The sequence below is a fragment of the Chryseobacterium sp. 'Rf worker isolate 10' genome, assembly GCF_050753305.1.
Lineage (GTDB): Bacteria > Bacteroidota > Bacteroidia > Flavobacteriales > Weeksellaceae > Chryseobacterium.
In genome coordinates this window covers 568,663-582,180 of the sequence record NZ_JBOZOF010000003.1, presented here as the reverse complement: position 1 = coordinate 582,180, position 13,518 = coordinate 568,663, and the positions used below count along the sequence as shown (strand labels likewise).

At 35.9% G+C, this 13,518-nt stretch carries 9 protein-coding genes and 1 riboswitch; of the genes, 2 read left to right on the top strand and 7 right to left on the bottom strand.

What is annotated here, in order from left to right; all coding sequences use genetic code 11:
- Positions 1–8: 8 nt before the first annotated feature.
- Entirely contained in the window at positions 9–2,942 is a 2,934-nt protein-coding gene (locus tag LKL37_RS16990; RefSeq protein ID WP_431611683.1) for a SusC/RagA family TonB-linked outer membrane protein, read from the bottom strand.
- An 83-nt stretch (positions 2,943–3,025) separates the two neighbouring features.
- A riboswitch (SAM riboswitch) is annotated at positions 3,026–3,124 on the bottom strand.
- A 244-nt stretch (positions 3,125–3,368) separates the two neighbouring features.
- Between LKL37_RS16990 and LKL37_RS16985 the strand changes: the two genes are divergently transcribed.
- Both LKL37_RS16985 and LKL37_RS16980 read left to right on the top strand, forming a co-directional pair.
- Positions 3,369–3,776, top strand: a complete 408-nt coding sequence (locus LKL37_RS16985; protein ID WP_431611682.1) for a type II 3-dehydroquinate dehydratase — start codon at positions 3,369–3,371, stop codon at positions 3,774–3,776.
- Between the two features lie 61 nt (positions 3,777–3,837).
- Positions 3,838–4,275, top strand: coding sequence for a hypothetical protein (locus tag LKL37_RS16980; protein ID WP_431611681.1), 438 nt, complete (start codon positions 3,838–3,840; stop codon positions 4,273–4,275).
- Between the two features lie 50 nt (positions 4,276–4,325).
- On the opposite strand, the gene pckA is transcribed toward LKL37_RS16980, so the two are convergent.
- The 6 genes from pckA to LKL37_RS16950 form a co-directional block, all read right to left on the bottom strand.
- Positions 4,326–5,942: a phosphoenolpyruvate carboxykinase (ATP) gene (pckA, locus tag LKL37_RS16975; protein WP_431611680.1), complete on the bottom strand. Its 1,617-nt coding sequence runs from the start codon at positions 5,940–5,942 to the stop codon at positions 4,326–4,328.
- A gap of 127 nt (positions 5,943–6,069) precedes the next feature.
- The gene (locus tag LKL37_RS16970; RefSeq protein WP_431611679.1) at positions 6,070–6,975 is read right to left on the bottom strand and encodes a GYDIA family GHMP kinase; all 906 of its coding nucleotides are present in this window, start codon (positions 6,973–6,975) and stop codon (positions 6,070–6,072) included.
- Between the two features lie 9 nt (positions 6,976–6,984).
- Positions 6,985–7,860, bottom strand: a complete 876-nt coding sequence (gene fabD, locus LKL37_RS16965; RefSeq protein ID WP_431611678.1) for an ACP S-malonyltransferase — start codon at positions 7,858–7,860, stop codon at positions 6,985–6,987.
- Positions 7,861–7,930: 70 nt separating this feature from the next.
- A complete protein-coding gene (locus LKL37_RS16960; protein WP_431611677.1) occupies positions 7,931–9,901 on the bottom strand; it encodes a LysM peptidoglycan-binding domain-containing protein in 1,971 nt (656 codons plus the stop codon).
- Positions 9,902–9,939: 38 nt separating this feature from the next.
- Positions 9,940–11,526, bottom strand: coding sequence for a bacillithiol biosynthesis cysteine-adding enzyme BshC (gene bshC / locus LKL37_RS16955; protein ID WP_431611676.1), 1,587 nt, complete (start codon positions 11,524–11,526; stop codon positions 9,940–9,942).
- A 12-nt stretch (positions 11,527–11,538) separates the two neighbouring features.
- Positions 11,539–13,479, bottom strand: a complete 1,941-nt coding sequence (locus tag LKL37_RS16950; protein WP_431611675.1) for a putative porin — start codon at positions 13,477–13,479, stop codon at positions 11,539–11,541.
- Between the last annotated feature and the right edge of the window lie 39 nt (positions 13,480–13,518).

Below are 13,518 nucleotides of genomic sequence, written 5' to 3'. Positions count from 1 at the left end.
TTAAAAGATTAAAGAGTTGCCTGAAGACCAAAAGTGATTGTTCTCATTGCAGGATATCTGTAATACGTTGTCCCGTCCAAAGCCTGTTCAGGATCCATTCCTTTATGTTTATAGAAGGTCAGAAGATTTTCTGCCTGAATATAAATTCTGAACTTTTTCAATCCTATCTTCTCAAAGTAAGCTTCAGGAAGAGTGTATCCTAAGCTTACATTTTTAAGTCTTGCATACGTTCCTGAATATAAGAATCTCGAAGATGTTGACGTCCAGTTATTCGTTGTGGTACTCAACCCCGGAACATCTGTATTAGGATTGTCCGGAGTCCATCTGTTCAGCATTTCAGCACTCCATGCACGTCCTCCGGCACTTCCGTTATGCATGATGGAAGTATAGTCATTATCCAGAATTTTACCCCCGATTTTGAATGTCAGTAATCCTGAAAAATCGAAATTCTTGTAATTGATACTGGTACTGATTCCTCCTGTCAGCTTAGGTAATGCAGAACCCTGCAACAGTTTTGTAGCTTTTGAATACTCTGAAGTAGTTCCTTCTACTGAATTTCCGCTGACATCTGTAGTAACCGTTTTCCACAGTGGTTTTCCATTGCTTGGATCTACTCCAGCCCACTCCGGAATAAAGAAGTCATATACAGACCCTCCTACTGTTAATAATTTTGTCCCAACAACAAGAGAACCCGCAGGTAACTTGGTTACTTTATTATTTAAAGTACTTAGGTTAACATCCACATTCCATTGGAAATCATCAGTTTTAATCGGTGTTGTGAATAATGAAAACTCAAACCCTGTATTCTGAATGGTTCCGATATTCGCAGGATAATCACTGATTCCCAATGATGGTGCAACAGGCATATTAAACAGAAGATCCTGGCTTTGTCTTTTGAAATATTCGATATTTCCTTTAATCCTGTTATTCAGAACAGCGAACTCCAATCCTACATTTAAATTAAGGTTGGTTTCCCATTTCACATTATTAGTAGACGTTTTTTCCAGTGTTGTTCCCGGTTCTCCGCCAAGACTGATAAATCTGTACAACTCCTGATATGCATAATAAAGTGGCTGTCCGTTTGGTCGAAGCAATTTGTCATTCCCCTGACCTCCATAGCTGGCACGTAATGTCAACTGATTGAAGACATTCAGGCTCTTAATAAATTCCTCATTCGAAATCTTCCATGAACCTCCTACTGACCAGAATCTCCCCCATCTGTTATCTTTTTCAAATCTTGAAGAACTGTCTGCTCGTCCTGAAGCTGACAGGAAATAGGTATTATTGTAGTCATATTCTACTTTTCCAAGGAAACTTAATAAGCTTAATTTATTACTGTTTCCACTGAAGCTTCCCAACAGAGAAGCTGCATCCGGCTCATAGTAATAAGGCAGTGAAAACTGGCTTCTTGTCCCGGAAATCGTCTGATAATCGTATTTATAGAATTCATGTCCTGCCAAAGCATTGATATGATGTTTTCCAAATTTCTTATCATACGTAAGAATATTACTGGTGGTATAAGAAAGTGTTCTGGTATTTGTTTTAGTCACAGAGCCTCCCGTCTCTGCACCTTGCCCCAGTAATGGATTTGAATAATAATGACCGTTATAATTCACCAAATCAACAGAGAAACTTGTCTTGAATTTCAACTCCGGTAAGAAAGTAAATTCCATGAAACCTTTTCCTGAGAAGTTATCTTCTTTATTATCATTTTTATCTAAAGGCAGTGTTGCAGCAGCATTCTGATTCTGAAGGGCATTTGTAGGTCTGTATTTTCCAAAATCATAAATTGGATTTCCATCAGCACCTAAAATATACGTTCCGTCCGGATTTCTTTCATAATAAGGATAAAATGAAGGAATAAATCTTGCTGCATTGATGATATTACTCGCTTTCGAATCCGAAGAAGTCGGAGCCTGCTGAATACTGTTTGTATAATTTAAATTCACTCCTACATTCAGCCATTTTTTGACTTCAGAATTGATTTTTAATCGGGTATTGTATCTTTTATATCCTGATTCAATCGCCATTCCTTTATCATCCAGATAGCCCAGAGAGAAGAAATAATTACTTTTCTCACTTCCTCCGCTGATATCAAGATCTACCTGATTTCTTGAAGCTACTCTCTGTAAAATATCTCTCCAGTCGTCATTCCAAAGTGGTGAAGCTCCCGGCAACAATTTACCATCTGTTCCTACCGGTTTTGGATAACCTGTTCCATATGGGTTGATCCCCAGTGAAGAAACAAGGTTGTCTGTTGCCATCTGAGCAGCTTGCTGAGCATTCACTTTCCCAGACTGATATCCATTTCTCAATGCTTCCCAGTATAATTGGAAATATTGGTCTGTATTAACCTGTTCATAGTCTTTCACTGCTCTTCCGGAGAATCCCTGACTGATATTAAAATTGACTTTAGCTTCTCCTTTTTTACCTGATTTTGTAGTAATAATGATAATTCCGTTGGCTCCTCTTGAACCATACAAAGCACTTGCTGTAGCATCTTTCAGAACACTGATGGATTCAATATCGCTCGGGCTGATAGAGTTCAGGTTTCCGTCAAAAGGAATTCCGTCTACTACATATAACGGATCACTGGAAGCACTGATGGAACCAATTCCTCTGATTCGAATGGTAGAAACAGCTCCTGGCTGCCCCGATGCACTCGTTGTTTGAATTCCGGCAACCTGGCCTTCTAATGCTTTTGTAATATTGGTTACAGGTCTGTTATTAATCTTATCACTTGAAATAGTAGCTACGGAACCGGTATAACTGTTTCTTTTAGCTTTTCCGTAAGCCACCACCACCACTTCATCAATCTCCTTTTCATGAAGGCTATCTTTTTTCGGCTTAGAATTTTGCGCATTTGCACTGGTAATCCCAAAGAAAAATGCAGCAACAGGAGGTATCCAAGCTTTAGAATTGAATAAATTTTTGCTAATCATAATCAATTTTATTTATCATATATTAAAATATTGCCCTTTGCAGAAAAGTCAGCAAAGGGCATCGATAAATACGATAAACCAAATGCTTATTTTTCCCTAAAAGGCTGAATGTAACACCTTGCCCCATGGGTAGGTTGTTAAGACTTCACAGGGTCAGTTCCCTCCGTCTTTCTTTATAAGCCGATCGAAATATGGTTGCAAAGCTAAAAACTTTTAGTCTACAAAACAAGTAGACTTATTTATTTTTCATGATAAATTTTCAAAAATTAACGTAATTTTTTAATAAAACCCATTAAAATAAAGAGTTACACACCTTATCATTTTCTCACACATGACAAATATCATTATCAATAATTTAATTACACAGAGATTAATCTGTGCAGAAATTATTGATCATTAATTAAAAAAAGTTTTTAATTTTATACTATGAAAGTTTTGATCATCAACGGCCCTAACCTTAACCTGCTAGGCACCAGAGAACCGGAAATCTATGGAACTGTTTCTATGGAAAGCTATTTGGAAAATTTACAATCTGAGTTTCAGGCTCACGAATTAAAATATTATCAGTCTAATATTGAAGGGGAGCTTATCAACAGACTTCAAGAGGATGATTTTGAAGCAGTAGTGATTAATCCGGGAGCTTTTACCCATTATTCTTATGCTATTGCTGATTGTTTGAAAAATATCCGCAAGCCAAAAGTAGAAGTACACATCAGCAATATTTACAAAAGGGAAGAATTCAGACAGAAATCAGTAACAGCAGCTAACACTGATGCAGTTTTATCTGGTTTTGGAATGGACGGGTATAGATTGGCTTTATTGAGTTTAAAATAATTCAGTTGCTTATTTCCCCACAGATTTTCACAGATGTATGTGGATAATTAGAACATAATTTATGAAGATAAAGGACAAGATTTACTGCACTGGCATTGGGGTATATTCCGGGCAACTAACGAAAAGAAAATCTTATATTATTGAAGAAATAAATACTGAAGATGTAAAGGTTCAGAATGATGAAGGAAGACTGAGATGGTATTCACAATTTTATTTTAGCGCACGCAATGAACCGGAGATAATTTCTATCAACATAGATGATCCAATAAAAAATATTGAATCTGATGCCATAGAAGTAACTATTACGTTTTCCAACAAAGCAAAATATTGGATGACTTTCACTACTCCAAAGTGTTTAGATAAAATATTGGACGAAGAATCTTACTTTTCTTCAAAACATTTTATGATCATAAAATATCTGACTGAAGAATCCATCAAATCAACAGTCTTAAAACTTGATGAACAGAATGAATTGATTGAAAACTGTCAAAAATATTAATAAAAAAGCCTCATCATTGATGAGGCTTTTTGTATGTTGATGGGTAACTATTAGATAGTTTGTTCCTGCAATTGAGGTCCTGAAGCCACTAATTTCTTACCTTCTTCAGTATCACAGTACTGCTCAAAGTTTTTGATGTATCTTGAAGCAAGATCTTTTGCTTTTTCTTCCCAGTCTGAAGCATTTTCATACGTATCTCTAGGATCTAAAATACCTGTAGAAACGTTTGGCAATTCTGTAGGGATCTCAAGATTCATAATCGGAACCTGAGTTTTAGGTGCATTATCAATAGATCCATCAATGATTGCATCGATAATTGCTCTTGTATCTTTCAGAGAGATTCTGTTTCCAGTACCGTTCCAACCTGTATTCACTAAATATGCTTTAGCTCCATGTTCCTGCATTTTACCGATCAATGTTTTAGAATACATTGTTGGGTGTAATGTAAGGAATGCTTCACCAAATGCCGGTGAGAAAGATGGCTGAGGTTCAGTAATTCCTCTTTCAGTTCCGGCTAATTTTGAAGTATAACCGCAAAGGAAGTGATATTGAGCCTGATCTTCATTCAGAATGGAAACCGGAGGAAGTACTCCGAATGCATCTGCAGAAAGATATACAATCTTCTTAGCATGACCTGCTTTAGAAGGCAGTACAATTTTGTTGATATGATAGATTGGATAAGAAACTCTTGTATTTTCTGTGATAGATCCGTCAGTATAATCTGCTACTCCATTGTTTACAACAACGTTTTCAAGAAGTGCATCTCTTTTGATGGCTCTGAAAATATCCGGTTCTTTTTCTTCTGATAAGTCAATTACTTTAGCGTAGCATCCACCTTCATAGTTGAATACTCCGTTGTTGTCCCATCCGTGCTCATCGTCACCGATAAGGTATCTTTTAGGATCTGCTGATAAAGTAGTTTTACCTGTTCCTGAAAGACCGAAGAATAAAGCAACATCACCTTTTTCACCTACGTTTGCAGAACAGTGCATGGAAGCCATACCTTTTAATGGAAGGTAATAGTTCATCATAGCAAACATCCCTTTTTTCATTTCACCTCCGTACCAAGTACCTCCGATGATCTGTAGTTTTTCCGTAAGATTGAACATGATGAAGTTTTCAGAGTTTAATCCTTGTGCTTCCCAGTTCGGGTTGATAGTTTTTGATCCGTTGATTACCGTGAAATCCGGCTCACCGAAGTTTTCCAGTTCGTAGTGAGAAGGACGAATAAACATGTTTGTCACGAAATGTGCCTGCCATGCTACTTCAACGATAAATCTTACTTTAAGTCTTGTATCTGCATTTGTACCACAAAATGCATCTACTACGTAAATCTTCTTAGCTTCAGAAAGCTGGTTCATCACTAGTTCTTTACAAGAACCGAAAATTTCTGCTGTTGTAGGCAAATTTACTTTACCATCCCAGAAAATTGTATCTCTTGTAACATCATCCTGAACAATATATCTGTCTTTAGGTGAACGACCTGTGAAAATTCCCGTTTTTACTGATACTGCGCCAGATCCCGTAAGCTCAGCTTGCTCAAACCCCTGATTTTCAGGAGAAACTTCAGCCTGATATAATTCTTCATAAGAAGGATTATACACTACTTCATAGTTTCCTTTAATCCCTAATTTCTCTAAATCCTGGATGATTTTAGTGTGTTTCATTTTACTTATATTTTCTATTTCTTTATTGACTTCAACAAAAATAATATTAATTATTTGTTAAAGACGGTTTAAATATACTGATATAAGTCAGAATGACAAATAAAAAAACAGGATCGTAAATATTTGATTATAAATCAATTATATTTTCCCATTCAAAAACGGTTGCAAAACCTTTCTCCCAAAAATAGTCTTTAAAGCCCCCAAATTTGGCACTCATTACAAAATCTCCACCCCATGCCCCTAAACTTTTAACAAAAGAAGGGCAATCTGAGAAAAATTTTTCCTTAACTGTGGAAATTTCAAGAAAATTGGCAATTTTATGCTCATGAATCATCATTAATTCAGAAAATTTTTCCAATTCATTACATAACAATATTTTTTTTGTAAGATCTGAAAATTCACGCACCAGTTCCGGAGACTTATTTTTTGACTTGTAAAAACTGATTCCTTCTCTGCTGTCCTGCTTCTGATTTAAATGAATAAAAATCAGTTCATTTTTAAAAGAAGGATTAAAATCAACCTTCTCATATTTGATCTCAGGTTTACTTTGGAAAAGAACTGCAGATTTTTCTTTCGCTACCGCGATATCATATCCACTTCCGCCCAAACTGATTGTATTAAGATGAAAAGGATCTATTTCAGCCCATTCTGCCAGATTATTCATCAGGGTAGAACTGCTCCCTAATCCATAATCTGCCGGAAACTGAAGGTTTGTTTTTAAAAGGTAAGTAAGATCAGTCTTGAATTTACTGTTAGAAAGCCGCTGAACATTCTTTAATGTTTTGGTGATAAATTCAGCGCTTGATGGAATATTGGTTTCCAGGACCTGCCAGTCTTTATAATCAATGACAGCTTTCAACCATAATGTGTTCTGATGATAGGCTTCCCAAAGAATAAGTGATTTTCCGTCTTCTTTTTCTTCAAAAAAAAACTCTTGTCCCAGCTTGGTAGGTACCGCTAAGACAAGAGCTCCATCTATTGCGAAATATTCTGAAGTAAGCATAAGCTTGCCCGGTGAAAATATCGCGTTCATATTTTTTTGTTAGATTGCAGAAGCTGCTTCTACTGATCCGTCAATTTTCTTGATCAATCCCTGAAGGGTTTTTCCTGGCCCTACTTCTACGAAGTTAGATGCACCATCTTTAATCATATTCTGAACAGACTGTGTCCATTTTACAGGACCTGTAAGCTGAGCGATCAGATTTTGTTTGATCTCATCAGGATTTGTAATCGCTGTTGTAGTGATATTCTGGTATACAGGAATAGTGGCTTTTCTGAATTTTGTTTTTTCGATAGCTGCTGCCAGTCTTTCCTGTGCAGGCTGCATCAATGGCGAGTGGAAAGCTCCGTTTACCGGTAATAGCAATGCTCTTTTTGCCCCTGCTTCTTTCAGTTTTGCGCAAGCTTCTTCTACTGCAGGTGTTTCTCCTGAGATTACCAATTGCCCTGGACAGTTATAGTTTGCCGGAACAACGATTCCGCTGATCTGTGCACAAATTTCCTCAACCTTAGCATCGTCTAATCCTAAGATAGCTGCCATAGAACTTGGATTGGCATCACAAGCTTCCTGCATAGCCTTCGCTCTTTCAGAAACTAATTTCAAACCGTCATCAAAGGATAAAACTCCGTTGGCAACCAAAGCTGAAAACTCTCCTAAAGAGTGTCCTGCTACCATTTCAGCACCAAGACCATTTACGGCTTTTAATGCTGCTACTGAATGTATAAATATTGAAGGCTGGGTAACCTCTGTTTTTTTAAGATCCGCGTCCGTCCCGTTGAACATAATGGAAAGAATGTCGAAACCTAAAATTTCATTGGCAGATTCCATCAGATCTTTAATATCTTTTCTAGAATCATACAATTCTTTTCCCATTCCTACGAACTGAGAACCCTGCCCTGGAAATACAAGTGCTTTCATGTATTGAATTAAATATTATGCAAATATAACTATAATGTTAACAATATTCTTTTAAAGAGCTATAAATCATTTAAGGTACTAACCTAATCACTCTATAACCGGTATTTACATAAGCACCGTTAGCTTTAGATTTTACAAACTCAAATTTTGTAGCAAGCTGAGTCTGAACTTTATTCATCTGTTTAAAGATCTCTCCTTTTTTATTTTCTCTGGTTAACATGTCATTCACAACATCAAAACCTACGATAGCATATTTTGGTGGAGTTTTGCAGTATTTGCTTTTATATGCAGCCAGAATTTCTTTTTCAAAGCTTCCATCTGTATTAATCTTTCTATCCATCAGATAAACAAGATTGGCCTGGCTAAGCTCATCTACTCTCTTCTCAAAGATTGGAGAATAGAACATACTGAACGCTCTTACGCCCTGCACTTCTTTAGAAATAGCAGCAATTCTGTTCGCAAAAGCATCTCCTGCTGCGTTATCATCATTAGCTAAAATAGCAATAACCGGCGCAGACTGTCCTGTCATCATGTTCTGATCCGGCTGAATGTCTGCCGGAGAGTTTACCATAATGATATTAGGATTTTTTAGGGCTTTTTCAAGTCCTGCTTTGATGTAATTGGCATTTTCTTTTTTCGCATCTGCCACTACATATATTTTCTGATCCGAATAAACCCCTTTTACTTCTTCTACAATCTTATCAGCATAGGTCTGATTGTTTGTTTCAACGATAATAAGATTACTGTAGTTATATAATTCCGGTGTGTTGGCAAATGGTGCTACAACCGGGATTTTCTGATTTTTGGTAAAATCAAGAACATCAATTACATTAGATTTAAAGAAAGGACCGATAATAAGGTCAGTATTATCAGGGTTGATCTGCGTCAAAGAGTTTTTGAACGAAGCTTCATTTCCAGAATCCACTACTTTAATATCCAGTTTTTGTCCTCCTCGGGCATTTCTTTCAATAGCAAGTTTTGCTCCTGTCAAAAAGTCAAGCGCCATTGTTCTATACTGGGTTTCGTTGGTACTGTACCCAAATGGAAGCATTAATATAACACTAAGTGCATCACCATTTTTCTTTATATAAGCTGCATCCTGCTTTTTGATCTTTAAAACCATTCCGGTTTTCAAACCATGAGAAAGATCCGGGTTAAGAGCAATAAGCTCGTCTATAGAAACACCAAATTTATTAACGATAGAAAACACAGTATCTCCTTGCTGAACAGTATAGGTTACATAATCGTCACCTGCAGCAACATTGGAAGATACAGTTGATTTTTCGTTCCCTGAATCTATTTTTGCTTTTGGATTTACCGTTTCTTCAACCGCAGCGGTACTCGCTGTGTTAGTATTGGATTTTTTTATTTTAATAGTCTCACCAGGTTTAAGTCCTTTTTCTTCCAATCCAGGATTTAAGGCATACAGATCCTGTTGACTGACTCCAAACTGTTTTGTAATTCTATAATAATTATCTTTAGACTGAATCACATAAGATTCTCCTTCTACAGCAGTGGTAACAACTGTAGGTGTAATTGTTGTTATTGTTTTTTCTACAGGAGGTTCAGCATGTTTTTCACCTGTTACAGCCTGTTGAGTTCCACCATATTTTTTTATGCTTGCAAGAGGTAAAGTAATCTCATCTCCGATCTTCATGTGAGAATCCAGCTCAGGATTCAGCTTTCTCAAATCGGTTTCAGAAATTCTATATTGTTTTGTGATGCCGTAGATGGTCTGTTTTGGCTGCAAAACGACTTTACCCAAAGAAGAAGCACTTGTATTCGAAGTTACTTTTTCAACTGGAGCTGATTTAGTTGCAACCGCGGTGGCTGCTTTCTCTGATTTTATGGCTAAAACATCTCCAATGGCCAGTTTGCCATCTTTATGTTTTGGGTTTAGCTTCAGCAATTCATCTACAGTTATTCCATACTTTTTTGCAATGTTGTAAGGGTTATCGCCTTGCACAACGGTATGTGATTTCTGGGCTGAAACTCCCAAAACCATACATAAACTGGATAGAATAAAAAACCTCTTTATCATATTCGATAATTATAATTTACAAAAATACTTCTTTAAAATTAAATGGCAACAATTATTAATTTTGAATCTTGAACCACCATCTCTTCCAAACAATTTTCAAGCCACGAATACCCATAATCTGAAAAGAATACACTAAAATTATATACTCTCTCCTGCCATGTTTTTGCCGGATGAACATCTAGAAACAGATTTTCAAGTCTCTCCAGCAATTCATTCTGTTTTATTTTTTCAGCATGAAGAAGACGTTTTTTCATTCTTTTAAATGATTTCAGCTGTCGTACTTCTTCAGCCTTCACCATATTTCCGAAAGATTTTTCTGTAGTTTCTGCCGAAGCTCTCAGTGCAGAGAAATTGCTGATCAGTGACTCTTCTTTCTCTTCGAGTAATTGTAAAATCGGATTATCTTTTAAAATTTTCTGATTGGTAAGAACTGTAAAATTCTGGAAGAAATCTTCTATTTTAAGATCCAGTTTCTCAATTTTCCCTACCGTTTTCTCTTTCAGGAAAAGCATAGAATTTCTTGGAATCAGGATAGGAAAAGGAATCATAATTTTTGAGAAGTAATCTTTCAACTCCAGCCAGTACATGATTTCTGCATTTCCTCCGATATAAGCCAGATTAGGAAGTACATTTTCCTGATACACCGGACGCATTAAAGCATTCGGGCTGAATCTTTCAGGATGATTTTCCAATTCAGCCAGTATTTCCTCTTTTGTAAATTGGATTGTTTTATCTACAATAATATATTTCTGTCCGTTAAATTCTATTCTGTCTCTTGTTTCAGAAAGGTAGAAAAGGTTAATTTCACGAGGATTTACCTGAACTTTTCCATATTTTCCCGTTAAAAGGTCTACTTTGTTTTTGGACGTTTTCTGTAAGCTAAAATGAAGAAGTTCATCTTTGAAAGTTTCCTTCACCTGATTTTTAAGCTCTTTAGAATCTCCATCCAAAATTAAAAGCCCGAATTCTGAAAAAAGACGATTAACAAGAATCTTAATAGCTTCTGTTAAAGTATTTCCCACTTTATAAGCTTCTTTCATCATTAAGATCAGTTCTGTTCCGAAAATAGAATCTTTGAATTCTTTTTCAAATTCAGAAATAAAATAGTTATCACTGATCTCAATTCTTCCTACGGGACCTCCGGATTTCTCATTGGTTTCGTAATAATTGTTTTCGGTCTTAAAATGATTGATCTCGGCAAAATCATGATCTTCCGAAGCCATCCAATATACCGGAACGAAATTAAAATCGGGAAAATTTTCTTTCAGATAGGTACATGTCTTAATCGTCTGAAGAATTTTATACACAAAGAACACAGGTCCTGAAAACAGATTCAGCTGATGTCCTGTTGTAATTGTAAATGTATTAGACTGTTTAAGAGCCTCAAGGTTTTCTCTCTGCTTTGAAGAAAGAATGAGCCTGGAAAGCTGACCTTCAAATACATCAGATAAAACCTCTCTCTTTTCTGATGAAAACGAGTCTTTTTTAAGATGAATCTGCTGTCTGAAATGCTCTAAAGAAAATGTATTATTTTCAAAACCCTCAATTTTCTGATTTAAAAAATCTTTTACGAGCTGAGGAATGCTTTCTATATCGTTAAATGATATTTTATTAATTGTTTTCAACCTGTACAGTTTTTAGTTGAACAAATACCACACAATCCCGATGTTCAGTCTGAAATCATATACCGGATAATGTGGAAATGCATATGCTTTGTTATTGGAAATAACAGTTCCTATCTGCTGGCCTTCTATGAAAAAGAACATTTTTTTCACTTTCATATTAATATAGATATCGGCGATAGGCTGTCCTCCAATGGAAAATGAATCTGCTCTCGGAAGAATATATTCGTTAAGAACAGGGAAATATTCTCTTGAGGCGAATTTTGAAAAGTAATATACTTTAACACCAGCCTGAATTTCTGCTGCTTTTTTAAATGCTTGTGTCTGATAGAAGAAATTGGCTCTACCGATGAAACCTGGTAAAGGAAGCAATTCTTTATTAGTCAGCGTATTTTGGAAATGCAGTCTTGTATTCAGATGGAATTTATTGAAGCTGAATGTAGCCTCACCTCCTATCTGAGAAATATTTACAGAATTATTACTTTGCTTCGGGCTCATGTTGCTGTCAAAATAAGTATAATTATCTATTCTGAAGTAATTAGCAAAGATTTCGGTTTTAAACCATTTCAGATTGATACTTCCTCCCACTTCCATGACAGACTGATTCTTTGCATTTTCCAGGTAATAATTAAAATTGTTGTATACAGAAGTATTCATTAAATAATTAAACGAAGGGTATGCACTTTGGAAGTTCACTTTTGCATTAACAAAATAATCTTTGATAGGCTCAAACTTCAGATTGTTGGTTGTTTTAAGGTAGCTTTTAAACTGGCTTCCGTTTGAAAATTCCAGGAATGAATTCAGCTGAATTTTATCCCAAAGTTTTACCTGAAGATTTCCTACGGCTCCGATTCTGCTTTCTTTAAGTTCATTCGGAAAAGTAAATGCATTATTAATAGACGCAATATCTGTTACCCCAAACTTAATGATCTGATAACGTACACCGGCATCCAGTTTGAATTTTTCGTTATTGAAAATCAAGCTTAACGTGTTACTGAAGTTTTCAGAATATTTTTTTGTTGTCAATGGAAAACCATTGACCAGATCGGCTGGAACTTTATACCAATACGTCTCCGGAGTTGTCTGATTATAATAATATTTGTTCCCTTGATGAGAAATAATATGTCTTATGCTAAATGGAAATTTCTCTGAATTGAATGGTGTAAACTGATGACTCAGATAGTATCTTCTGTAAGCAAACTGTGAACTGGAACCCGCCAGACTCACCTGTGCATTTTGTCTATTCTTATAATTACTATCACCATTCATAAACAAATTATCCTCAGTAATTCCTCCACTCTCCTGATTATTTACATTTTGATGAAGGTAATGAGCAAAAAGTTCATAGTTTCCGCTTTTTGAAACATAGTGTCCAGAAAATAACGTATTATTATTGGCTGCCAGTGAGTTTCTGTAAAGTCCCTGAGAACGAAGCCCCATGTATTCAAGAGCAAAATTGAATCTTTTTCCGATATTCTGAGTGTATGTAGATCTCAGAGCTGCTCCGTTTCGCATTGCATTGTGATAAACAAAGGTAGCGGTAGGTGTTTTTACATCGTAATATTTCACATCATTTGCACCAATGATCATATAAGATTTATTGGACGGCAATAAGGAAAGATTCTCTTCAGCATTTACTTCAAATACAAGAGGATTGAATCCTGAACCGATGTTGGCAGGCTGTATTCTTCCGAAGTTATCTTTATTATTTTGCTGTGAAAAGATATACGTTTTATCAAAAGTCATTACAGTATCAAAAACTTTCTTTTCAGAAAACTGAGTCTGATACAGGTAATCATTAATAGTAGGTTTGAAAATTTTCAGAGAATCTTTTTTCCCGGAGTCTATCACCAAAGTGTCTTCTTTTTTGGATTGAGGCTTGGTATCAGCTTTATTAACGACCTGAGCCTTGGCTACACAACTTAAAGACAAGAGTATGAAAAGGATGTACTTCATTATTCATTATTGTACAGCAAAAATAAGAAATAAAAGGAC